Source organism: Pseudomonas bharatica, assembly GCF_048586865.1.
Taxonomy (GTDB): domain Bacteria; phylum Pseudomonadota; class Gammaproteobacteria; order Pseudomonadales; family Pseudomonadaceae; genus Aquipseudomonas; species Aquipseudomonas bharatica.
In genome coordinates, this window is record NZ_JBMAWR010000005.1 from 14,339 (window position 1) to 35,807 (window position 21,469).

Consider the following 21,469-nt stretch of genomic DNA (forward strand, 5'->3'; position numbering starts at 1 on the left):
TTACGAATAGGCTACTGATGGTTATCCGGGCACTATTTCCCCATGCAAACCTTCCTCGCCTTCTACCAACAAATCGGCCCAGCCCTTACCTTGCTGGTTCTCCTCACCTTCCTCCTCGCCGGTGCAGTCAAGGGCGTGATCGGCCTCGGCCTGCCTACCATCGCCATGGGCCTGCTCGGCCTGGCTATGCCTCCGGCGCAGGCAGCGGCCTTGCTGATCGTCCCTTCGACCCTGACCAATATCTGGCAACTGGCAAGCGGCGGACACCTGCGCGGCTTGATCAATCGTTTGTGGCCCATGCTGCTGATGATCTTCCTCGGCACCCTGGCCGGCAGCGCCTGGCTGGGGATCAGCAGTGGCGCCTGGGCGGCCCATGCCTTGGGCGCGGCGCTGTTGCTGTATGCGCTGGTGGGATTGTGGTTGCCGCCGTTCAGCCTGAAACCGCGGCAGGAAGTGTGGCTGGGGCCCGTGTGTGGCGCGCTGACCGGACTGATCACCGCCGCTACCGGTGTCTTCGTGATCCCGGCGGTGCCTTACCTCGGTGCGCTGGACCTGGATCGCGATGAGCGGGTCCAGGCCCTGGGTTTGTCCTTCACCGTTTCCACCGTCGCACTGGCCATCGGCCTGGCCGGGCAGGACGCCCTCGGCAGTCAGGCCCTGGGTGCGTCGTTGCTGGTGCTGGCGCCTGCGCTGCTGGGTATGTTCGTCGGCCAGTGGCTGCGCCAGCGCATCAGCGCCCAGCTCTTCAAGCGCTGCTTCTTCATCGGCCTGGCGCTGCTCGGCGCGCACCTGATGATCAACGGTTAGCCGAGGACTCGCTGAGCATCTCGATCAACTGGATGTCGAAATCCCGCTCCAGGTAGTCCATGCGCCGCTCGAAGAATTCAGTCATGTGCGGCAGGGCGGAATGCACGTCCAGCGCTTCCTTGCTGGCCCAGACTTCATAGAACACGAACAGGGTCGGGTCTTCCTTGTCGCGCAGCATGTGGTACTCGATGCAGCCCGGCTCGGCGCGGCTCGGTTCGACGTAGGCGCGGAACAGGCGCTCGAAGGCATCGGCCTGTTCCGGGCGGGTCTTGGCTTTGAGAATGAAGCCGTAGGGTTCGCTCATGGGAAATCTCCGGAAAGTGAAGCGCTGATTCTATTTCAATAATCGGCAGCCAATTTGTGCTTTCACGTCAAAAGTATTTTGCTCGTGGGACGGTTTTTCCCTCGTCGGCTGCCGATTAATCTGCCGGCATCCAGTTATCCCGGTCCCCTTCGAGGCGGACCCGAACGAACGACGAGGCTTCGCAATGAAAAAGATCCTGCTGCTCAACGGCGGCAAGCAATTCGCCCATTCCGATGGCCGCTTGAACGAAACCCTGCATGAAACCGCGGTGGCCTTCCTCGACCGCGCCGGCTACGACGTGAAGAGCACCTATATCGACGGCGGCTACGACACCCAGGAGGAAGTCGGGAAGTTCCTGTGGGCCGATGTGGTCATCTACCAGATGCCCGGCTGGTGGATGGGAGCGCCCTGGACCGTCAAGCAATACCTCGACGAGGTCTTCACCGCCGGCCACGGCAGCCTGTATGCGAGCGATGGCCGAACCCGTGCCGACGGCTCGAAGAAATATGGCAGCGGTGGCCTGATCCAGGGCAAGCAGTACATGTTGTCGCTGACCTGGAACGCCCCGCAGGAGGCATTCGACGAGCCGGGCCAGTTCTTCGAGGGCAAGGGCGTGGACGCGGTGTACTTCCCGTTCCACAAGGCCAATGAATTCCTCGGCATGAGCCGCCTGCCGACTTTCCTCGCCACCGATGTGATGAAACGTCCCGATGTGCCGGCGACCGTCGCTGCCTACGAGGCGCACCTGGCCCGGGTATTCGCCGGCAAGGCCTGATCCGGCCTTGCGTATCGCGCGGCGACGGGCTATGACTCTGCCGGTTGTCGATCGTGAGAGTCCTTCAGTGAAAGCCAGGTCCGATGAATTGCAGGTGTTCGTCTCGGTGATCGAGTGCGGCTCGATTTCCGCCGCCGCCGAACAGGGCGGGCAGACGCCCTCGGCCATCAGCCGGACCCTGTCGCGCCTGGAAAGCAAGCTGGGCACGACCCTGATCAACCGCACTACGCGGCGCATGGACCTGACCGAGGAAGGGCGTTTTTTCTTCGAGCGGGCCAAGGCGATCCTGCAGCAGATGGACGAGCTGGAGGAACACCTCTCCCAGCATCACCAGACCCCGTCCGGGCGCCTGCGGGTCAATGCCGCGCTGCCGTTCATGCTCCATGCCATCGTGCCCTGGATCGGCGAGTTTCGTGCGCTGTATCCGCAGATCCAGCTGGAGTTGAACACCAACGACCTGATTATCGACCTGCTGGAGCAGAGCACCGATGTGGCGATCCGCATCGGTGAGCTGGCCGACTCCAGCCTGCATGCCCGCTCCTTGGGTTGCAGCCCGCTGAACCTGCTGGCCAGCCCGCTCTACCTGGAGCGCCATGGCATTCCGGCACGGGTCGAGGATCTGGCGCAGCACTCCCTGATCGGTTTCACCCAGACCGAAACCCTCAACCACTGGCCGTTGCGCCACGCCGAGGGCGATCGCTGGCTGATCCGTCCGACCCTGTGTGCGTCCAGCGGCGAAACCATTCGCGCCCTGGCCCTGGCTGGCGAGGGCATCGCCTGCCTGTCCCATTTCATGACCCACGAGGATATCCGCAGCGGTCGTCTGCAGGTCCTGCTGGGCGAAGCCAACAGCGGCTACCGTCAGCCGATCCACGCCGTGTACTACCGCAACTCGCAGCTGGCCCTGCGCATCCAGTGCTTCCTCGACTTCATCCAGCACAAGCTCGCTGCCTACGCCTGCTGAGGAAACATCCCACTTCGTTTGATAACTCTTCCTTCATGGGCCTTAATGAGTGTTCAACGAAAACAACACCAGGGACGTTTTATGCGCGTAGTGATGCTTCGAACCTTGGGCTTCTCCGCGGCGATTTTCGCCAGCTCTGCGGCTTACGCAGTGACACTGGAAGGCGGCGCTGTCGCCGCTCCCGATCAATATGGCGCACAGGTTGCCGCCGACATTCTCAAGAAGGGTGGCAACGCGGTGGATGCCGCCGTCGCCACCGCCTTCACCCTCGCCGTGACCTACCCCGAGGCCGGTAACATCGGCGGCGGTGGCTTCATGACCCTGTACATGGACGGCAAGGCGTATTTCCTCGACTACCGCGAAGTGGCGCCCAAGGCTGCCACGCGCAACATGTACCTCGACGACAAGGGCGAGATCATCGAGAACCTAAGCCTGGTAGGCGCCCGTGCGGCGGGTGTACCGGGCACGGTGATGGGGCTCTGGGAGGCCCACCGGAAGTTCGGCAAGCTGCCCTGGTCGGAGCTGCTGACCCCGGCCGTCGGCTATGCGAAGAACGGTTTCAAGGTCGCCGAAAAGCAATATCAATACCGCGAGGACGCCCAGGGCCTGTTCAAGGACAGCACCAACTTCAACGATTACTTCGGCCACATGAAGGTCGGCGAAACCTTCAAGCAGCCCGAGCTGGCGCAGACCCTGGAGCGCATCGCCGACAAGGGGGTCAGCGAGTTCTACCAGGGCAGGACCGCCGACCTGCTGGTGGCGCAGATGCAGGCCAGCAACGGCCTGATCAGCAAGGATGACCTCAAGGACTACAAGGCGGTCTGGCGTGAGCCGATGCGCATCGACTGGCGCGGCAACGTGGTGTACACCGCGCCGCTGCCCAGCTCGGGCGGCATAGCGCTGGCTCAGTTGCTGGGCATCAAGGAGCAACGTGCGGCCGACTTCAAGGGCGTCGGGCTGAACTCGGCACGTTATATCCACCTGCTGGCCGAGATCGAGAAGCGGGTATTCGCGGACCGCGCCGACTACCTGGGCGACCCGGCCTTCGCCAAGGTGCCGGTGGCCGAACTGGTGGCGCCGGATTACCTGGCAAAGCGCGCGAAAGAGATCAATCCGACGGCGATTTCCGAAACCGGGAAAGTCCGCCCGGGCCTTGAACCGCACCAGACTACCCACTTCTCCATCGTCGACAAACAGGGCAATGCGGTCAGCAATACCTACACCCTGAACTGGGACTACGGCAGCGGCATGGTGGTCAAGGGCGCGGGCTTCCTGCTCAACGACGAAATGGATGACTTCAGTTCCAAGCCGGGTGTAGCCAATGCCTTCGGCGTGGTGGGTGGCGATGCCAATGCCATCGAGCCGGGCAAGCGCATGTTGTCGTCGATGAGTCCGAGCCTGGTGACCCGCGATGGCCAGGTGACCCTGGTGCTGGGAACACCGGGTGGCTCGCGGATCTTCACCTCGATCTTCCAGGTGCTGAACAACCTGTATGACTACGACCTGCCACTGGACAAAGCCGTGGCCGCGCAGCGCGTGCATCACCAGTTGCTGCCCAAGGACACCATTTACTTCGATGCCTATGCGCCGTTGACCGGTGAGGTGGCGCAGGAGCTGAAGAAGATGGGATATACCCTGGAGGATCAGGGCTGGGAGATGGGGGATGTGCAGGCTATCCGGGTCAGTGGCGGCAAGCTGGAGACGGCTTCGGATCCGCGCGGGAGAGGGGTGGGGCAGGTAGTCAAGTAAGTTGGTTTGACGCGGTCAGTGTGGGAGCGGGTTCACCCGCGATTACAGTGGTGAACTCACCGACGCAATCGCGGGTGAACCCGCTCCCACAGATCCGTGTCAGGTCAGACCCGGAAGTGACTGACCATCATCTGCAACTGATTCCCCAGCCGCGCCAGCTCGACACTGGACGCCGCCGTCTCCTCGCTGGCCGAAGCGGTCTGCTCCGACACGTCCCGCACACTTAGGATGCTCCGGCTGATTTCCTCGGCCACCGCGCTCTGCTGCTCGGCTGCCGCAGCGATCTGCTGGTTCATCGACTGGATGTCGGAGACCACGCGGGTGATGCTCTCCAGTGAGGTCCCGGCCTTGCGGGTCAGCTCGACGCTGCTGTCGGTCAGGCTGCGGCTGCCAAGCATGACATTGGCCACCTGCTGGGTGCCGGCCTGCAGGCCGGCCACCAGTTCTTCGATTTCCTCGGTGGATTTCTGCGTGCGCTGCGCCAGCCCGCGCACTTCATCGGCCACCACCGCAAAACCACGCCCGGCTTCGCCGGCACGGGCCGCCTCGATGGCGGCATTGAGGGCCAGCAGGTTGGTCTGCTCGGCGACCGACTTGATCACATCCATGACGCTGCCGATCTTCTGGCTTTCCTTCTGCAACTCGGCCATGGCCTCGGTGGAGCGCTGTACCTCGCCGGCCAGTTTTTCGATCTGGGCGATGGCCTGGCCGACCACGTCGTCACCGGCACGCGCCTGGCGGTCGGCGTCGGTGGCCGCTGCCGAGGCGTGTTCGGCGTTGCGCGCGACTTCCTGCACGGTGGTCGCCATTTCATGCATGGCGGTAGCGACCTGATCGGTCTCGCTTTTCTGGTTGTTGGCGCCGGCACTGGTTTGCTCGGTGACGGCCGACAGCTCTTCGGCAGCGCTGGCGATCTGGGTGACGCCATCGCGGATGCCGCTGATCAGCTCGCGCAGGGTGGTGCCCATGCGCTGGATGCCCTGTTGCAGCACGCCCAGCTCGTCGCGACGAGTGACCCGCTGTTCGTGGGTCAGGTCGCCGGCGGCGATACGTTCGACCACGGTCATGGTTTCACGCAGCGGGCGGACGATCTGGCGGGTGATGATCAATGCGGCGGCAATGCCGACGATCAAGGCCAGCAGCGTGGCGATCAATTGCAGGGTACGGGCTTCGGCGCTTTCGGCGTCGCGACGTTCGAGCTGGATTTTGTACAGCGCTTCGCTGCGGCTGACGATGTCGTAGCCTTGGGTGGTCATTTCCGCACGGGCGGCGGCGATGTCGGCGATGGCGGCCTTGTAGCGGTTCAAGGCATCGCGGTAGCTGACCACGGCAGCCTCGAACTGCTGGATGCGCGCTGCTTCGTTGGGCAGCACCTGGCCCAGCTTGCGCGCATAGTCGAGGGCGTTGTCCAGCTGGCGCAGCGCCGTCTGCTCGCTCTGCGTCGAGTTGTCGGCGATGTAGCCGCGCACTTCGAAGCGCACTTGCAGCAACTGCTCCTTGGCGGCGCTGGCCGCGCGGTATTGCTCCAGGCGTGCGGCATCGCTTTCGCCCTGGCCGAGCACATCGCGGTTGATGTTATCGATCAGTTGCAGCGCGGCGGCGGCGGTGGTTTCCAGATCGGTACGTGCCACCGCGCTGGCCTTGTAGGTGGCGCGCATACGGTCGAGGGTGACCTGGTAGGCGGCGATGATCTGCGCCTGCTCGTTCAGCAGCTTGAGGTTTTCCGGGCTCTTGAAGGTCTTCAGCAACTGCTGCTGCTGTTGGTTGAAGTCATTGAGCTTGGCCTGCACGTTGTTGGCGGTGGCGTCGTCGCCGTTGGCCAGCATGTACTGCAGGCGCGCGACCCGCAGGTTGGTCAGGTCGCTGTTCAGGCGGGTGATGTCGCTCATCCAGTTGCTGCGCTGGATCAGGCTGCCCAGGCTGCTCCAGCCGGTGAGTGCGAGCAGGGCGGTGAGCACCAGGACCAGGCCGAAACCGAGCCCGAGCTTGAGATTGACACTGATGTTGGCAAACCAACTGTTCATGGGTTCCCTCCAGAAAAGGTGTGATCGGCGGTCGCTGAAAGTTCTTTTTCTTGGAGGCCAGCGTGTGTAGAGGACGCTTTATCGGCGTAAACCCGGCGGGCTGAAACGCTTTTTCAATAAAACCGACGAAAATACTCAACAAGATGTGACAAGCCCCGCAAATGCGGGGCCTGTCGGGTAATCGAAGTTGGCAGGAATTCTTGTGGGAGCCGGCGTTGCCGGCGATGGCGTCTGGTCAGGCAACTGCTTTGTCAGGTTTGGCCTCATCGCTGGCAACGCCAGCTCCCACAGGGGGGCAGCGGCGCCTGGGAAATCACAGCACCTTGGCGGTGAAGGTATCGCACTGGTTGATATCCCCCTTGTCGAACCCCGCCTTGAACCACTTCACCCTTTGCGCCGAGGTTCCGTGGGTGAAGGAGTCCGGTACCACGCGGCCCTGACCCTGCTGCTGCAGGCGATCATCGCCGATGGCATTGGCCGCGTTCAGGGCCTCTTCGACATCTCCCGGCTCCAGCCAGTTGTGCCGTTGTTGCGCCTGGTAGGCCCAGACCCCGGCAAGGCAGTCGGCCTGCAGTTCCTGGCGTACCAGCAGGCCGCTGGCGCCCTCGACCCGCTGGCCGCTGCGCCGCGCGTCGTTGACCTTGGCCGAGATGCCCAGCAGGGTCTGCACGTGATGGCCGACTTCATGGGCGATCACGTAGGCCTGGGCGAAGTCGCCCGCAGCGGCGAAGCGCTGCTCCATTTCGCGGAAGAAACTCATGTCCAGGTACACCTGCTGGTCTGCCGGGCAGTAGAACGGCCCGGTGGCAGAGGTGGCGAAGCCGCAGGCGGAATTCACCTGGCCGCTGAACAGCACCAGCTTCGGATCCTTGTACTGCCTGTTGGCCTGGGCAAAGATCGCCCGCCAGGTGTCTTCGGTATCACCCAGGATGCTGGCGACGAACTGGCTGCCCTCGTCGTTCGCCGCCGGGCGCGGCGCTGTCTGGGACTGGGTGGGCGCGCCCTGCTGCATCTGCCCGGCCAGTTGCCCCAGGATCTGCATCGGATCCTGCCCGGTCAGCAGGCCGATCCCGACGATCAGCACCACGGCGCCCAGGGTCAGGCCCTTGCCGCCGCCCATGCGCATGCCGCCCGGACTCTCGCCCCGAGCGTCGACCACGTTGTCGCTGCGTCTGCCTTTTCGCCATTGCATGGGTAGTTCTCCACGGGGTGGTGTCGTCGCCCTAAGACTAGTCCAGTCGGGAGACATCAGGTTACACATAACCATGTGGTTATGAGTCAGGTAGGACAATTCAGTTTTCGCCGGGTTCGTCACGAGAGACACTTCGCCGCACCACCTGCCCGTCCTGATCGGGCTCTCCATAAATCCAAGAACAGGAGAACGGCATGTCTGCTACAGACAACAGTCGCTTCGTTATCCGTGATCGAAACTGGCACCCTAAGGCCCTCACCCCCGACTACAAGACTTCCGTCGCCCGTTCGCCACGCCAGGCGCTGGTGAGCATTCCGCAGTCGATCAGCGAGAGCACCGGCCCGGACTTTTCCCACCTGCGCTTCGGCGAACACGACAACGACCTGTTGCTGAACTTCAACAACGGTGGCCTGCCCGTTGGCGAGCGCATCCTGGTCACCGGCCGGGTCTTCGACCAGTACGGCAAGCCGATCCCCAACACCCTGGTGGAGATGTGGCAAGCCAACGCCGGCGGCCGCTATCGCCACAAGAACGACCGCTACCTGGCGCCGCTGGACCCGAATTTCGGTGGCGTCGGCCGGGCCCTGACCGACAGCGAAGGCCGCTACAGCTTCCGTACCATCAAGCCGGGCCCGTACCCATGGCGCAATGGCCCTAACGACTGGCGTCCGGCGCATATCCACTTCTCGATCAGCGGCCCGTCGATCTCGACCCGCCTGATCACCCAGCTGTACTTCGAAGGCGATCCGCTGATCCCGCTGTGCCCGATCGTCAAGAGCATCGCCAATCCGGCGGCGGTCGATTTGCTGATCGCCCGTCTCGACATGAGCAACGCCAACCCGATGGACTGCCTGGCGTACCGCTTCGATATCGTCCTGCGCGGCCAGCGCGCCACTCACTTCGAAAACCGCTGAGGAGCCCCGTCATGCCTATCGAACTGCTGCCGGAAACCCCTTCGCAGACCGCCGGCCCCTACGTCCACATCGGCCTGGCCCTGGAAGCCGCCGGCAACCCGACCCGCGACCAGGAAATCTGGAGCCGGATGGCCAAGGACGGCGCGCCGGGCGAGCATATCCTGGTGTTCGGCAACGTCTATGACGGCAACGGCCACCTGGTGCGCGACTCCTTCGTCGAGTTCTGGCAGGCCGACCACACCGGTGCCTACCAGACCGACTACAACCTGGAGAACGCCTTCAACGGCTTCGGCCGTACCGCCACCACGTTCGACGCCGGCGAATGGACCATGCACACCATCAAGCCGGGCGTGGCGAAGAACGCCGCCGGCGTGCCGATGGCGCCGCACATCAACATCAGCCTGTTCGCCCGCGGCATCAACATCCACCTGCAGACCCGCATCTACTTCGATGACGAGGCCGAAGCCAACGCCAAGGACCCCGTGCTCAACCTGATCGAGCAGCCACAGCGCCGCGAGACCCTGGTGGCCAAGCGCTGCGAAGTGGACGGGAAAACGGCGTATCGCTTCGATATCCGTATCCAGGGTGAAGGGGAGACGGTGTTCTTCGACTTCTGATGACTCGTTGACGCTGCAGAACTGTGGGAGCGGGTTCACCCGCGATTGCTATGGTGAATTCACCTACGTAATCGCGGGTAAACCCGCTCCCACAGGATCCGCGTCAGCTTCCGGCCTTTGAGTTAAGAGCCAGCACCTCCCCCTCCACCACTTCCTGCCGCACGATCAACGGTTCCACCAACGGCCGGCTGGCGAGAAAATGCGCCGTCAGCATATGCGCCTCGAACGCCGCCTCGCTTTCGTACACCTCGTACAGCCAGACCAGGTCCGGATCGCTGTAGTCGCGGATCACATCGAACACCAGGCATCCCGGCTCGTCCCTCACCGAACTGGCCGCATTGATCCGCATCGCGTCCATGAAGCGCTCCAGGGTGCCGGGCTGCAATTGGGTCTTGAGTAGAAGGCTGTACACGTCGAACTCCTTTTTGTCTTATATTTGCGCAAAATTGTATACAAAAATGGAGTCGAAACCATGCCTGCCCGTCCAAGCCGGCTCAACGGCCTGCGCCATCTGGCGATCCTGGTGCCCAACCTCGAAGTCTGCGAGCGTTTCTACGTGGAGGTGCTCGGCATGGAGGTGCTGCATCGCGCCAACGAGGATCTCGTCTACCTCACCTGCGGCAACGACAACCTCTCCCTGGGACGTGCCTTCGCTCCGAGCAGCGGTGTGCAGGCGGTGGACCACTACGGCTTCGTGGTCGACAGCCTCGACGAATTGCACGCCTGGCATGCCTATCTGAAGGAATGCGGGGTAACCCTGCTGGACACGCCGTTCGCCCACGGCGACGGGACCTGGAGCTTCCACCTGCTGGACCCTGCGGGGAACAAGGTCCAGCCGATCTATCACCCGGCGATTTCCGGCCAGCGCTTCACCTGATCACTCGTAGTCGGTGACGCCGGCGATATGGCGGGCGGCGATATAGCCGAAAGTCAGTGCCGGCCCGAGGTTGATCCCGCCCGCAGGATAGTGGCCGCCCATGATGCTGGCCATGTCGCAGCCCGCCGCATACAGGCCGGGGATCGGTTGCCGGTCGCCATCCAGCACCTGGGCGTGCTCGTTGGTGCGCAGCCCGGCGAAGGTGCCGAAGCAGCCGGCTTCGACCTTCACGGCATAGAACGGCCCCTGCTCGATGGGCGCCACGCAGGGGTTCGGCCCGTGCAGCGCATCGCCCTGCTTGCGGTTGTACAGGGTGCTGCCACGGCCGAACTGCGGGTCCTCGCCGAGGCGGGCGTGGTGGTTGTACTCGGTCACGGTGTCGATCAGCCCGCGTGCGTCGATGCCGCACTGGTTGGCCAGTTCCTGGAGACTGTCGGCGCGCTTGAGGTAGCCGTTGCGCACCAGGGTGTGCGTCGGCAGCGGGAAGGGGCGGGCGATGCCCAGGCCGTAGCGGCGCTGGAAGCGGTGGTCGCAGATCAGCCAGGACTCGACCTTTTCCCCGGGCGCTGCGGCGACCATCGCACTGACGTAATCGTAGTAGCCGCCGGCCTCGTTGACGAAGCGCCGGCCGTTGCTCAGCACGCCGATGATCCCCGGTTTGCCGCGCTCGATGATGTGCGGAAAGTGGCCGCTGCTGCCGTCGCTGTACGGCACCCTGGACACCGGCGCCCAGGCTACCGGGCTGTAAAGGTCGTCGGCGACCTTGCCGCCTGCGCTTTCGCCCAGGCGCAGGCCGTCGCCATTGGCCGAGAGCGGCGGCAGGGCCAGGTGCTCGTGACCGGTGGGCGTGCGCGGGAACATCGCCTTGCGCCGCTCGATATCGTTGGGGAAACCACCCGCCGCCAGCACCACGGCGCGGGCCTTGATGGTCACTTCGCCCTTGGCCGTGTGCACCACGGCGCCGGTCACCGTGCCGTCCTCACGCAGCAGGCGACGGGCCGGAGCAGACTCCCAGAGCAACACGCCCAGGTCCTCGGCGGACTTCGCCAGCCGCGCCACCAGGGCCACGCCATTGACCAGCTGCAAGGCGCGGCCGTGGGTCGCCAGGCCGATCAGGTGGCGGGTGACACGTTTGCCCACATGCAGCACCGAGCGCCACGAGCGGGTCAGGGTGAGAAAGGCCGTGAGGTCCTTGCCAGCCATGATCGGCATGCCCCAGAACGCGGTTTCGCGCAGGGTGCGGCGCAGGCGCTTGAGCAACTTGCCGGTTTCGCGAGCGTCATAGGGCGCGGCGATCACCGAGCGGCCGCCGGTGCCGGCGCCGGGGGTGTCGCCATGGATATCGGCGATGCCGTTGCCATCGGCGAACTGCAGGCGGGTGTGCTTTTCGAAAAAGCCGACCATGTGTGGCGCGGCGTCGAGAAAGGCGTCGATCAACGGCGCGTTGAAGCGCTCGCCCAACTCGTGTTCCAGGTAGGTGCGCGGCGCCGAACGGTCCTCGACGATACCGGCGCGCCGGGCCAGCGGATTGCACGGTACCCAGGCCCAGCCGCCGGACCACGCGGTGGCGCCGCCGAACACCGGGTCCTTCTCGACCACGATGACCTTCTGCCCGTGCCACGCGGCGGTAACCGCGGCACTCAGGCCGGCGGCGCCGGAACCTATCACCAGAACATCGCACGCAACGGTGCGGGATGGGGTGGGCAGAGCTGTCATGGACGATCCTCGGGATGTTATTTTTGGAACTTGATTCCATAATCGCTAATGACGCGGACGGTGCCAAGCCTCCGTTATCGAAGTTGGGCGAAGATCGAACAGTGGTTTGCGCTTTGTTCGGCGCTCTTTAGAATTCGCCCCACATTTCCAAGGACCGTGACCATGGCCGGCAGTCAGATCGAACGCGCGTTGAGCCTTATCGAAAGCCTTACCAGCGAGCCTCGCGGGCTGCCGATGCAGACGCTGGCCGAGCAGCTCGACATTCCGAAAAGCGCGACCCACCGCATGCTCGCCGAGCTGATCCGGCTGGGTTATGTGCGGCAGAATCCGGAGAACAGCCGCTACCTGCTCAGCACCCGGCTGGTTGCCATGGGCTTTCGCTACCTCGCCAACAGCGGCGCGGATATCGTCCAGCCGATCCTTGACGATCTGGCGCGCAAGAGCGGCGAGCTGGTGCGCCTCGGGGTGATCGAAGGCGAGCGCCAGACCTGGATCGCCAAGTCCCAGGGCGCCCGCTCGGGGCTCAAGTACGATCCGGACATGGGCCGGGATGCACCGTTGTTCTACAGCGCTTCGGGGCATGCCTGGCTGGCCAGCCTGAGCGATGCCCAGGCCCTGCTGCTGGTGGAGCGCCAGGGCGTGGGCCCGGCCGAGGAATTCGGGCCGAACGCACCCAAATCCAATGCCGAATTGCTGGAGCGCCTGCGCCTGGCCCGGGAGCGCGGCTACGCCTGGGTGGTGGAGAGCTCGGCGGTAGGCATGTCGGCGCTGGCGGCGGTGGTGGCGGATCCTCGGGATGGCCGGGCGGTCGGGGTGGTCAGCATTGCCGGGCCTACGGCGCGGATGAGCGAGGCGCGGATGCATGAACTGGCGCCTTATCTGCTGGAAACCGTAGAAGAGTTGGCGGCGGCGAGTCCGGCTTCGGAGTTGTTCAGTTAACTCAAGCACGCCGCGACCCTTGTGGGAGCGGGTTCACCCGCGATTGCGGTAGTGAGCCCACTATCGTAATCGCGGGTGAACCCGCTCCCACAAGGTCCGCGTCAACCGGGGAAGTGATTTTTTTCTGCTTGCAATGAATCTGGAACCAAGTTCTAAATAATTGCGTCAGAACAACAACCCCAAGAGACCCCCGCGAAAATGAGCCAACGCATCTTCTCCCTGGCCGCCCTGACCGTGCTCGAGCTGTCCCCGCCGGACATGGTCGAGGTCGCTGCCCGGGCCGGCTACAGCCATGTCGGCCTGCGCCTGGAACCGGCCACCGCCGAAGAACATCACTTTCCCCTGGTCGGCGATCCCGGCCTGCGCCGCCAGACCGCCGAGCGCCTGCGTGACACCGGCATCAAGGTGCTCGATATCGAGATCCTCCGGCTCAAGCCGGAAACCCGCGTCGACGATTTCGATGCCCTGCTGGCCGTTGGCGCAGGGTTCGGCGCCACCGAGTTGCTGGTGGCCGGCAACGACCCCGACCAGGCCCGCCTGACCGACAACTTCGCCGCGCTCTGCGACCTCGCCGCGAAGTACGGCATCTACCCGCACCTGGAGTTCATGCCCTGGACCGACTGCCGGAACCTCACCCAGGCCTGGGATATCGTCAGCGCCGCCAACCGCGAGAATGCCTGCGTGCTGGTCGATGCCTTCCACTTCGACCGCTCCGCCTCGCGCCTGGACGACCTGCGCCAAATTCCGGCCTCGCGCATGCGCTACCTGCAATTGTGCGACGTTGCCGGGCCGCGTCCCGACGATATGGCCGAGATCCTGCGCCAGGCGCGCAACGAGCGGCGGTTCCCCGGCGACGGCGACTGTGACCTGCGCGGCCTGCTCGCCAGCGTTTCGCCCGATATGCCACTGAGCCTGGAAATCCCCACCCGGCAGTTGCTGGAGCAGGGCGTGTCCGCGTTGCAGCGGGCGCAATGGGCGCTGGACAAGGCCCGTTCCGTACTGAGCCCCCTTTAAGGCCCCGAGCCCAACGTCCCGAGTCGCGCCCATGCCCTCTGTCAGTCAACCGTTCAAAGGCATCCTCCTGGTCGTCCTGGCGACCTTCCTGTTTTCCAGCCACGACGCCATGTCGAAGTACCTGTCGGGCTTCTATCCGATCGTTTGGGTGGTCTGGGCGCGCTATCTGGTTCACACCTTGCTGATGCTTGGCATCTTCCTGCCCCAGGCCGGCCTGCGCGGGCTGTATACGCGCAGGCCCGGCCTGCAGGCGGCGCGGGCGCTGTGCCTGCTCGGCTGCAGCCTGTTGTTCACCAAGGCCTTGCAGTACCTGCCGCTGGCCGAGGCGACCGCAGTCAACTTCCTTGCCCCGCTGATGGTGACGGCGCTGTCGGTGCCGTTGCTCAAGGAGTCGGTGAGCAAGGGGCAGTGGGTCGCGGTATTGGCGAGCTTCGTCGGGGTGCTGATCATCGTCCATCCGGGCGGGGCGCTGTTCACCCCGGCAGTGCTGTTGCCCTTCGGCTCGGCGACCTGTTTCTGCTTCTACCAGATCCTCACCCGCAAGCTGAGCCAGGTGGACAGCCCGACCGCCACCAACTTCTTCACCGGGCTGTTCAACACCTTGGTGATGAGCGCCCTGGTGCCGTTGTTCTGGATCGTGCCAAGCCTGACCCACGGCCTCATGACCCTGGCCCTGGGTACCTTCGGCATGCTCGCCCATCTGTTCCTGACCCAGGCCTTCCGCCATGCGCCGCCGGCCATGCTGGCGCCGTTCAGCTATTGCCAGATTGTCTTCGCGGGGTTGATGGGCATCGTGCTGTTCGGCCAGAGCCCGGACCGCTGGGGCGTGATCGGCATTGCCATCGTCTGCCTCAGCGGCCTCGCCGCAGCCTGGCTGCAAAGGCGCCGCTGAAACGCAAGCGGGGCCTGTCCACCGAAGGACAGGCCCCGCCCGGGGTCACGCAGGGTGGATCAGTCTTCGACTTTCGGGACCTTGCGCGGCGCCATGAAGTACATCCAGGTCAGGGCGATGAAGTACATCGTCGGGATCATGGTGAACAGCACGGCATAGTTGTTGTTGGTGGTGGTCAGCACATAGCCGACGATCTGGGTCATGAACATGCCGCCGATGGCCGCGCACATCCCGCCGAAGCCGAACACCGTGCTCATCATGTGCTTGGGCGTGTAGTCCATCACCAGGCTCCAGATGTTGGCGGTCCAGGCCTGGTGCGCAGCGATGGCCAGGGAGATCGCGATGACCGCGACCCACAGGCTGCTGGCGCCGGCGGCGAAGATCACGCCGATGATGGTAGCGGCGAAGATCAGCATCGACAGCAGGCGCGCCTTGACCGGGGCCATGCCGCGGCCGATGAGGAACGAGGACAGGATGCCGCCACCGACGCTGCCGAAGTCGGCGCTGAGGTAGATGACGATCAGCGGGATACCCATCTGGGTAACGCTGATGCCCAGGCTATATTGCTGGTTCAGGAACGGTGGCAGCCAGTACAGGTAGAACCAGAACACCGGCGCGGTGATCGAGTAGGCCAGGGCGAAGGCCCAGGTGCCGCGCATGCGCAGGATCCGCGAGAACGGCACGCCTTTCTGCTCGGGTTCGGCTTCGCCCATCACGTAGGCACGTTCGGCATCGGTCACGGTTGGGTGGTCTTCAGGGTTGAAGTATTTCAGGCCCCAGAAGATCACCCAGACCAGGCCCAGTGCGCCCATGGCCATGAACGCGGCCTGCCAGCCCCACACGGTGAGGATCAGCGGCAGCAGCATCGGGGTGAACATGGCACCGACGTTGGTGCCGGCGTTGAAGATGCCGGTCGCCACCGCGCGCTCGCCGGCGGGGAACCACAGGCGGGTGGTCTTGACGCAGGCCGGGTAGTTGGCGGCTTCGGTCAGGCCGAGGACGAAGCGGCAGACCATGAAGCCGACCGCCGAGGTGGCCAGGCCGTGGGCACCGGTTGCCAGGCTCCAGAGCAGTACGGCGCAGAAGAACACGCGCTTCACACCGACCCGGTCGATCAGCCGGCCCTGCAGGACGAAGCCGATCGCGTAGCCGACCTGGAACCAGAAGTTGATGTTGGCGTAGTCCATCGCCGTCCAGCTCATCTCCTTGGCCAGGATGGGCTGCATCACGCCAAGGGCGGCACGGTCGATGTAGTTGAGGGTCGTGGCGAAGAAGACCAGGGCCAGCATGACCCAGCGGGTCTTGCCGACGGCCATGGCGCCGCGGATCTTGTCGCCGATACCGGCGTGCGGGTTGCTGCTCAGCGTCTGAGCAACGGGAGTGCTGGAGCTGTGGATCATCGTGGGTTACCCGTATTTTTATGTTTATGGGTCAAGCCTGGGTGACGCAAGAAAAGCGGGCATTACAGGTTATTTGGCAGGATCGGCGCCGGAGTTTGGCCGAGTAGCCTGCTTCATGGTTGGAAATGGTGCGCCACTGCTCAAAAAAGGGTCAATTCGTCTCAACGCATTTCGGGCGATAATCGCACACAAAACTAACCAGTTCGTACCTTTTTCTTGAGCGGATTTTGGCCCCGGCCAATAATTCTTCATAGTTTGGGCACTGCCTGCCCGTAGGAGACTGAAGATGCAGCGTTCGATTGCCACCGTGTCCCTGAGCGGCACCCTGCCGGAAAAGCTCGAAGCCATAGCCGCTGCGGGTTTCGACGGTGTCGAGATTTTTGAAAACGACCTGCTCTACTACGACGGCAGCCCCCGTGAAATCCGCCAGCGCTGCGCCGACCTGGGCCTGGATATCACCCTTTTCCAGCCATTTCGCGACTTCGAAGGCTGCCGCCGCGACCGTCTGGCCCGCAACCTCGACCGCGCCGAGCGCAAGTTCGACCTGATGCAGGAGCTGGGCACCGATTTGGTGCTGGTATGCAGCAACGTCGCCGCCGATGCCCTCGGCGACAAGCAGATTCTCGTCGATGACCTCGGCCTGCTGGCCGAGCGTGCCGGCGCGCGCAACCTGCGCATCGGCTACGAAGCGCTGGCCTGGGGGCGGCACGTCAACCAGTGGCAGCAGGTCTGGGACATCGTTCGCGAGGCGAACCACCCGGCGCTGGGCATGATCCTCGACAGCTTCCACACCTATTCGATCAAGGGCGACCCGAGCGGTATCGCCGACGTCCCGGGCGAAAAGATCTTCTTCGTGCAGATGGCCGACGCGCCGATCCTGGCCATGGACGTACTGGAGTGGAGCCGGCATTTCCGCTGCTTCCCGGGCCAGGGCGAGTTCGACCTGCCGGCGTTCCTTGCGCCGATCCTCAAGGCCGGTTATCGCGGCCCGCTGTCCCTGGAAATCTTCAACGACGGCTTCCGCGCCGCGCCGCCGCGGGCCAATGCCGCCGACGGCCTGCGTTCGCTGCTGTACCTCGAGGAGAAAACCCGCGAGCGCCTGCTGCAGACCGCACCTGCGGTAGCCGCCGAGCCGGACCTGTTGTTCGCCCCGCCGGCGGCGGATACCTATGACGGTGTCGAATTCCTTGAGTTTGCGGTGGACGATGCTTCCGGTGCCAAGCTCGGTGGCTGGCTGGAAGGCCTCGGTTTCGCCAAGGTCGGCCAGCACCGCTCGAAGAATGTCAGCCTGCTGCGCCAGGGCGATATCAACCTGATCCTCAACGCCGAGCCGTATTCCTTCGCTCACAACTTCTTCGAAAGCCACGGCCCGTCGCTATGCGCCACCGCCGTGCGGGTCAAGGACAGCGCCAGGGCCCTGGCCCGTGCCGTGGGTTATCACGGCCAGCCCTACCGTGGCCTGGTCGGTCCCAACGAACGCGAACTGGCGGCGGTACGTGCGCCGGACGGCAGCCTGATCTACCTGGTGGACCAGGGCGCCGATGGCCAGACCATCTACGACACCGACTTCAGCCTCAGCGGCGGGGTCGCGGACAACGGCCTCGGCCTGACCCGCATCGACCACATGGCCATGGCCCTGCCGGCCGACGGCCTGGACACTTGGGTGCTGTTCTACAAGAGCCTGCTGGACTTCAAGGCCGACGACGAAGTGGTGCTCCCGGACCCTTACGGCCTGGTGAAGAGTCGCGCGCTGCGCAGCCAGTGCAGCAGCATCCGCTTGCCGCTGAACATCTCGGAGAACCGCAACACCGCGATTTCCCACGCGCTGTCCCACTATCGCGGTTCGGGCGTGCATCACATAGCCTTCGATTGCGAGGACATCTTCACCGCCGTGAAAAAGGCCAAGGAGGCGGGCGTGGCATTGCTGGACATCCCGCTGAACTACTACGACGACCTCGCGGCGCGCTTCGACTTCGACGACGAGTTCCTCAGCGAGCTGGCCTACTACAACGTGCTGTACGACCGTGACGCCAATGGCGGCGAGCTGTTCCATGTGTACACCGAGCCGTTCGAGGACCGCTTCTTCTTCGAGGTGATCCAGCGGCGCAATGGCTACGCCGGGTATGGTGCGGCGAACGTGGCGGTGAGGCTGGCAGCGATGGCCAAGGCGCGTAGTGGTGGGTTGCGCCACGCCAAGTTGTAAGGCTTGAGGGCCTCATCGCTGGCAACGCCAGCTCCCACAGGTTTGGTGTGCGCCGCAGAACTTGTGGGAGCCGGCGTTGCCGGCGATGAGGTCTTCAGCAGCACCCACAATGATCGGGGTAAATCCCCCTACAACCCTAAGGCTTTCTTCTGGTGCAACCCGGGCCCATAATTGCGCCGTTAATCGAAGGCCACGAGTCCCGTATGACGACTACCCCTGCACTTGCCGAGGCGACGGACAGCACACCGCGCAAAGGTCGCAAGAACAATCCGGAAAAAACCCGCGAGAACATTCTCCAGGCGGCGATCACCGAGTTCGTCCACCAGGGGCTGGCCGGTGCCCGGGTGGACGCCATCGCCGAGCGTACCCAGACCTCCAAGCGGATGATCTACTACTACTTCAACAGCAAGGAGCAGTTGTACGTCGAGGTGCTGGAAAAGCTCTACGGCGATATCCGCAGCACTGAAAGCAACCTGCACCTGGACGAGCTGGAGCCGCGTACCGGCATCCGCCGGCTGATCGAGTTCACCTTCGACCACCATGACCGCAACGTCGATTTCGTGCGTATCGTGTGCAACGAGAACATGCACCACGGCGAATACGTGAAGCAGTCCACGGCCATCCGTTCGATGAACAATACGGTGCTGCGGGCGCTGGACGAGATCCTGCGGCGGGGCGCGGACCAAGGGCTGTTCCGCAAGGGCCTGGATGCACTGGACGTGCACCTGCTGATCAGCTCGTTCTGTTTCTACCGGGTGTCCAACCGCCACACCTTCGGCGAAATCTTCCAGATCGATTTCGAGGACCAGGCCATCAAGGCCCGGCACAAGGAAATGATCTGCGAGTCGGTGCTGCGTTACCTGCAGGCTTGAGAAACACCGCAGGATTGCCCTGCGGTGTCGCTGTCTTCAGTTGCCCAGGCTGTGGAAGTGCTCGGTCATGCGCAGCGGATCGGGGGTAATGCCGGTGAACAGCTCGAACGCCTTGACCGCCTGGTACACCGCCATGGTGGCGCCGTTCAGGGTGCGACAGCCCAGGGCCCGGGCCTCCTTGAGCAGTTCGGTTTCCAGCGGGAAATAGACGATCTCCGCCACCCACAAATCTGCCCGCAACAATGCCTTCGGCACCGGCATGCCCGGCAGCTTGGCCATGCCCATGGGCGTCGTGTTGACCAGGCCGCAGGCGCTGTTCATCGCACTGTCGAGGTCATGGCCGACCCTGGCCCGGGTGCCGTCGAAGTGCTGGTTGAGGTTATCCACAAGGGCCTGGGCCCGTTGGCTTTCCACGTCGAAAATGATCAGCTGTTCCACGCCCTCGCTGAGCAGGGCATGAGCGACGGCGGCACCTGCGCCACCGGCGCCCATCTGCACTACGCGCCGCCGTGAAACGTCGGTCAGGCCGCGACGGAAACCTTCGGCAAAGCCGAGGCAGTCGGTGTTATGGCCGATGCGCCGGCCGTCCTTGAGCACCACGGTATTGACTGCGCCGATGCCACGGGCTTCCGGCGAAAGGTCATCCAGCAGCGGCAGGATCGCCTGCTTGCACGGGAAGGTGATGTTCAGGCCGGTGTAGCCCATGTATTGGGCGGCGGTCAGGAGTTCTTCGAGGGCAGTGCTGTCGAGCTTCAACTGGTCGAGGTCGATCAGGCGGTAAAGGTAGGTCAGGCCCTGGGCGGCGCCTTCGTGCTCGTGCAGCGCAGGGGTGCGCGAGGCCTGGATGCCCGCGCCGATCAGGCCGGCGAGAATGCCGGGCGGTTTGGCCAGATTCATCGGTAAGACTCCGTTGTTGTTCTTGGCGATTGGAAGAGGAGTTCCGACAAAATGTACCGTTTGGTTAACAGGAATCAACCGGCTGCCGCGTTTAGTGTTCGCTGATCGAACAGGCTCGTGCTAAACCTTGTGCTTCGAACATGGAGGAGGGGCATACATGACAGTGCCGATGGACGTAACCCGGCAGCCGACCTGGCCCGGGCTGGCCAACCTGAGCCAGTCGATTCTTGCCGCGCTGGGCGGCGTGGGCTTTCGCAATGCCTTCGAGCTGGCACCGTCGTCGGCGACCTGCCTGCTGCTGATCGACGGGCTTGGGCATGCCTTGCTGCAGGAACATGCACAACAGGCGCCTTTCCTGGCGGCCCTGGCGAAACCTGAAGGCGTGTTTCGCGTGGGTTTTCCGGCGACCACGGCGTCGAGCCTGGCAACGCTGTCCTCGGGCATGGCCAGCGGGGTGCACGGGATCGTCGGTTGCACCTTCGCCCTCGATGCCGACAGTGAATTCTCGCCACTGACCTGGACCTGTTCGCCCTTCACCGAAGAAAAGCCAACAACCCCGGCCCCGCCGCCGGAGCGCTTCATCGTGCCGCAAACCGCCTGGGAGCAAGCCAGCGAGCAGGGCCTGCGGATCAGCACGGTGATGCCGGCGCGCTATGCCGACTCGCCCTATACCCGGGCCGTCTACCGCGGTTCGCAGATTCTCGGGGCGCCGTCCCTTGACGCTTATCCGCTGCTGGTGCGCCAGGCGCTGAGTGTCGACGCTCCGGCCTATTGCTTCGCCTACTTCGCCGACCTGGACTTCGCCGGCCATCTGTTCGGCCCCGGCTCCGAAGCCTGGCTGGCACAGCTGCGCAGCGCCGACCGGCTGGCCGAGGCGATCTTCCGGCAACTGCCGCAGGGCGCGCGGCTGCTGGTCAGCGCCGACCACGGCATGCTCGGCCTGGACAGCGCCGAGGTGGTGGATTTCGACCTTGAGCACGGGTTGCAGGAGGATGTGCTGGCGATCGCCGGGGATATCCGCGCGCGGCATGTCTATATCGATGCTGCGCGGCACGACCGGGTGCTGGAACGCTGGCGGGACCGGCTTGGCGACGATTACACGGTGCTGAGCAAGGCCAATGCGATCGCCGGCGGATTGTTCGGCGATGTGATGCTGAGCCAGGCGGAAGGACGGATCGGCGACCTGATCGTGGTGCCGAATGCTGGCGGGGGAATCATTCGCAGCGTGGTGGAGCCGGCGGCGAGCCGTTGGCAGGGGCATCATGGGGCGTTGGCCGATGCCGACCAGGTGGTGCCGTTGTTGATGTGTTGAC

20 protein-coding genes and 1 pseudogene are annotated in these 21,469 nt (G+C 64.1%); 13 read left to right on the forward strand and 8 right to left on the reverse strand.

Features of this window, described 5'->3' with window-relative positions:
• Positions 1–42 precede the first annotated feature (42 nt).
• The gene (locus ACKLLE_RS08085) at positions 43–807 is read left to right on the forward strand and encodes a sulfite exporter TauE/SafE family protein (RefSeq protein WP_009397675.1); all 765 of its coding nucleotides are present in this window, start codon (positions 43–45) and stop codon (positions 805–807) included.
• Here ACKLLE_RS08085 and ACKLLE_RS08090 read toward each other — a convergent pair.
• Positions 797–1,111 carry a putative quinol monooxygenase gene (locus ACKLLE_RS08090; RefSeq protein WP_420057550.1) on the reverse strand — a complete coding sequence of 105 codons (315 nt, stop codon included), beginning with the start codon at positions 1,109–1,111 and terminating at the stop codon, positions 797–799. The genes ACKLLE_RS08085 and ACKLLE_RS08090 overlap by 11 nt on opposite strands.
• A gap of 184 nt (positions 1,112–1,295) precedes the next feature.
• Here ACKLLE_RS08090 and mdaB point away from each other — a divergent pair, with 184 nt between their 5' ends.
• From mdaB to ggt, 3 genes are all read left to right on the forward strand, one after another.
• Complete coding sequence (mdaB, locus tag ACKLLE_RS08095) at positions 1,296–1,886, forward strand: NADPH:quinone oxidoreductase MdaB (protein WP_420057551.1); 591 nt, start codon at positions 1,296–1,298, stop codon at positions 1,884–1,886.
• A gap of 67 nt (positions 1,887–1,953) precedes the next feature.
• Positions 1,954–2,850 (forward strand): LysR substrate-binding domain-containing protein, encoded by an 897-nt coding sequence (locus tag ACKLLE_RS08100; RefSeq protein ID WP_420057553.1) that lies wholly within the window; start codon positions 1,954–1,956, stop codon positions 2,848–2,850.
• 81 nt (positions 2,851–2,931) lie between these two features.
• Positions 2,932–4,599 carry a gamma-glutamyltransferase gene (gene ggt, locus ACKLLE_RS08105; RefSeq protein ID WP_420057555.1) on the forward strand — a complete coding sequence of 556 codons (1,668 nt, stop codon included), beginning with the start codon at positions 2,932–2,934 and terminating at the stop codon, positions 4,597–4,599.
• Positions 4,600–4,703: 104 nt separating this feature from the next.
• Here ggt and ACKLLE_RS08110 read toward each other — a convergent pair whose 3' ends face one another.
• The 3 genes and pseudogenes from ACKLLE_RS08110 to ypfJ form a co-directional block, all read right to left on the reverse strand.
• Entirely contained in the window at positions 4,704–5,567 is an 864-nt protein-coding gene (locus ACKLLE_RS08110; protein ID WP_420057705.1) for a methyl-accepting chemotaxis protein, read from the reverse strand.
• A 39-nt stretch (positions 5,568–5,606) separates the two neighbouring features.
• Positions 5,607–6,488, reverse strand: a pseudogene (locus ACKLLE_RS08115) (methyl-accepting chemotaxis protein); the annotation flags it as partial.
• A 448-nt stretch (positions 6,489–6,936) separates the two neighbouring features.
• A complete protein-coding gene (gene ypfJ, locus ACKLLE_RS08120) occupies positions 6,937–7,815 on the reverse strand; it encodes a KPN_02809 family neutral zinc metallopeptidase (protein WP_009398932.1) in 879 nt (292 codons plus the stop codon).
• 194 nt (positions 7,816–8,009) lie between these two features.
• Here ypfJ and pcaH point away from each other — a divergent pair, with 194 nt between their 5' ends.
• A complete protein-coding gene (gene pcaH, locus ACKLLE_RS08125) occupies positions 8,010–8,729 on the forward strand; it encodes a protocatechuate 3,4-dioxygenase subunit beta (protein WP_009398933.1) in 720 nt (239 codons plus the stop codon).
• Between the two features lie 11 nt (positions 8,730–8,740).
• Positions 8,741–9,346 (forward strand): protocatechuate 3,4-dioxygenase subunit alpha, encoded by a 606-nt coding sequence (gene pcaG / locus ACKLLE_RS08130; protein ID WP_064303574.1) that lies wholly within the window; start codon positions 8,741–8,743, stop codon positions 9,344–9,346.
• A 103-nt stretch (positions 9,347–9,449) separates the two neighbouring features.
• Here the strand turns inward: pcaG and ACKLLE_RS08135 are convergent, their stop codons facing one another.
• Entirely contained in the window at positions 9,450–9,758 is a 309-nt protein-coding gene (locus ACKLLE_RS08135; protein ID WP_420057556.1) for a putative quinol monooxygenase, read from the reverse strand.
• Positions 9,759–9,818: 60 nt separating this feature from the next.
• Here ACKLLE_RS08135 and ACKLLE_RS08140 point away from each other — a divergent pair, with 60 nt between their 5' ends.
• The gene (locus ACKLLE_RS08140) at positions 9,819–10,223 is read left to right on the forward strand and encodes a VOC family protein (protein ID WP_009398936.1); all 405 of its coding nucleotides are present in this window, start codon (positions 9,819–9,821) and stop codon (positions 10,221–10,223) included.
• On the opposite strand, the gene ACKLLE_RS08145 is transcribed toward ACKLLE_RS08140, so the two are convergent.
• The gene (locus ACKLLE_RS08145) at positions 10,224–11,939 is read right to left on the reverse strand and encodes an FAD-dependent oxidoreductase (RefSeq protein ID WP_420057557.1); all 1,716 of its coding nucleotides are present in this window, start codon (positions 11,937–11,939) and stop codon (positions 10,224–10,226) included.
• Positions 11,940–12,101: 162 nt separating this feature from the next.
• Between ACKLLE_RS08145 and ACKLLE_RS08150 the strand changes: the two genes are divergently transcribed.
• From ACKLLE_RS08150 to ACKLLE_RS08160, 3 genes are all read left to right on the forward strand, one after another.
• On the forward strand, positions 12,102–12,878 hold the full coding sequence (locus ACKLLE_RS08150) for an IclR family transcriptional regulator (RefSeq protein WP_009398938.1): 777 nt from the start codon (positions 12,102–12,104) through the stop codon (positions 12,876–12,878).
• A gap of 198 nt (positions 12,879–13,076) precedes the next feature.
• Positions 13,077–13,892 (forward strand): sugar phosphate isomerase/epimerase family protein, encoded by an 816-nt coding sequence (locus tag ACKLLE_RS08155; protein WP_420057558.1) that lies wholly within the window; start codon positions 13,077–13,079, stop codon positions 13,890–13,892.
• A gap of 31 nt (positions 13,893–13,923) precedes the next feature.
• Positions 13,924–14,784, forward strand: coding sequence for a DMT family transporter (locus ACKLLE_RS08160; protein WP_009398940.1), 861 nt, complete (start codon positions 13,924–13,926; stop codon positions 14,782–14,784).
• Between the two features lie 59 nt (positions 14,785–14,843).
• Here the strand turns inward: ACKLLE_RS08160 and ACKLLE_RS08165 are convergent, their stop codons facing one another.
• The gene (locus ACKLLE_RS08165; protein WP_009398941.1) at positions 14,844–16,184 is read right to left on the reverse strand and encodes an MFS transporter; all 1,341 of its coding nucleotides are present in this window, start codon (positions 16,182–16,184) and stop codon (positions 14,844–14,846) included.
• A 286-nt stretch (positions 16,185–16,470) separates the two neighbouring features.
• On the opposite strand from ACKLLE_RS08165, the gene quiC reads away from it, so the two are divergent.
• Complete coding sequence (quiC, locus tag ACKLLE_RS08170; protein ID WP_009398942.1) at positions 16,471–18,387, forward strand: 3-dehydroshikimate dehydratase QuiC; 1,917 nt, start codon at positions 16,471–16,473, stop codon at positions 18,385–18,387.
• A gap of 203 nt (positions 18,388–18,590) precedes the next feature.
• A complete protein-coding gene (locus ACKLLE_RS08175; protein ID WP_009398943.1) occupies positions 18,591–19,259 on the forward strand; it encodes a TetR/AcrR family transcriptional regulator in 669 nt (222 codons plus the stop codon).
• A gap of 36 nt (positions 19,260–19,295) precedes the next feature.
• Here the strand turns inward: ACKLLE_RS08175 and ACKLLE_RS08180 are convergent, their stop codons facing one another.
• Entirely contained in the window at positions 19,296–20,156 is an 861-nt protein-coding gene (locus ACKLLE_RS08180; RefSeq protein WP_420057560.1) for a shikimate dehydrogenase, read from the reverse strand.
• 157 nt (positions 20,157–20,313) lie between these two features.
• Here ACKLLE_RS08180 and ACKLLE_RS08185 point away from each other — a divergent pair, with 157 nt between their 5' ends.
• On the forward strand, positions 20,314–21,468 hold the full coding sequence (locus ACKLLE_RS08185) for an alkaline phosphatase family protein (protein WP_420057562.1): 1,155 nt from the start codon (positions 20,314–20,316) through the stop codon (positions 21,466–21,468).
• Position 21,469: the final 1 nt, after the last annotated feature.

Coding starts and splice junctions, on each gene's coding strand:
- ACKLLE_RS08160 (WP_009398940.1), top strand. CDS start 13,924: ATGCCCTCTGTCAGTCAACCGTTCAAAGGCATCCTCCTGGTCGTCCTG.
- pcaH (WP_009398933.1), top strand. CDS start 8,010: ATGTCTGCTACAGACAACAGTCGCTTCGTTATCCGTGATCGAAACTGG.
- ACKLLE_RS08090 (WP_420057550.1), bottom strand. CDS start 1,111: ATGAGCGAACCCTACGGCTTCATTCTCAAAGCCAAGACCCGCCCGGAA.
- ACKLLE_RS08180 (WP_420057560.1), bottom strand. CDS start 20,156: ATGAATCTGGCCAAACCGCCCGGCATTCTCGCCGGCCTGATCGGCGCG.
- ypfJ (WP_009398932.1), bottom strand. CDS start 7,815: ATGCAATGGCGAAAAGGCAGACGCAGCGACAACGTGGTCGACGCTCGG.
- ACKLLE_RS08110 (WP_420057705.1), bottom strand. CDS start 5,567: ATGGGCACCACCCTGCGCGAGCTGATCAGCGGCATCCGCGATGGCGTC.
- quiC (WP_009398942.1), top strand. CDS start 16,471: ATGCAGCGTTCGATTGCCACCGTGTCCCTGAGCGGCACCCTGCCGGAA.
- ACKLLE_RS08150 (WP_009398938.1), top strand. CDS start 12,102: ATGGCCGGCAGTCAGATCGAACGCGCGTTGAGCCTTATCGAAAGCCTT.
- ACKLLE_RS08165 (WP_009398941.1), bottom strand. CDS start 16,184: ATGATCCACAGCTCCAGCACTCCCGTTGCTCAGACGCTGAGCAGCAAC.
- ACKLLE_RS08185 (WP_420057562.1), top strand. CDS start 20,314: ATGACAGTGCCGATGGACGTAACCCGGCAGCCGACCTGGCCCGGGCTG.
- ACKLLE_RS08140 (WP_009398936.1), top strand. CDS start 9,819: ATGCCTGCCCGTCCAAGCCGGCTCAACGGCCTGCGCCATCTGGCGATC.
- ACKLLE_RS08145 (WP_420057557.1), bottom strand. CDS start 11,939: ATGACAGCTCTGCCCACCCCATCCCGCACCGTTGCGTGCGATGTTCTG.
- ACKLLE_RS08085 (WP_009397675.1), top strand. CDS start 43: ATGCAAACCTTCCTCGCCTTCTACCAACAAATCGGCCCAGCCCTTACC.
- ggt (WP_420057555.1), top strand. CDS start 2,932: ATGCGCGTAGTGATGCTTCGAACCTTGGGCTTCTCCGCGGCGATTTTC.
- pcaG (WP_064303574.1), top strand. CDS start 8,741: ATGCCTATCGAACTGCTGCCGGAAACCCCTTCGCAGACCGCCGGCCCC.
- ACKLLE_RS08155 (WP_420057558.1), top strand. CDS start 13,077: ATGAGCCAACGCATCTTCTCCCTGGCCGCCCTGACCGTGCTCGAGCTG.
- mdaB (WP_420057551.1), top strand. CDS start 1,296: ATGAAAAAGATCCTGCTGCTCAACGGCGGCAAGCAATTCGCCCATTCC.
- ACKLLE_RS08175 (WP_009398943.1), top strand. CDS start 18,591: ATGACGACTACCCCTGCACTTGCCGAGGCGACGGACAGCACACCGCGC.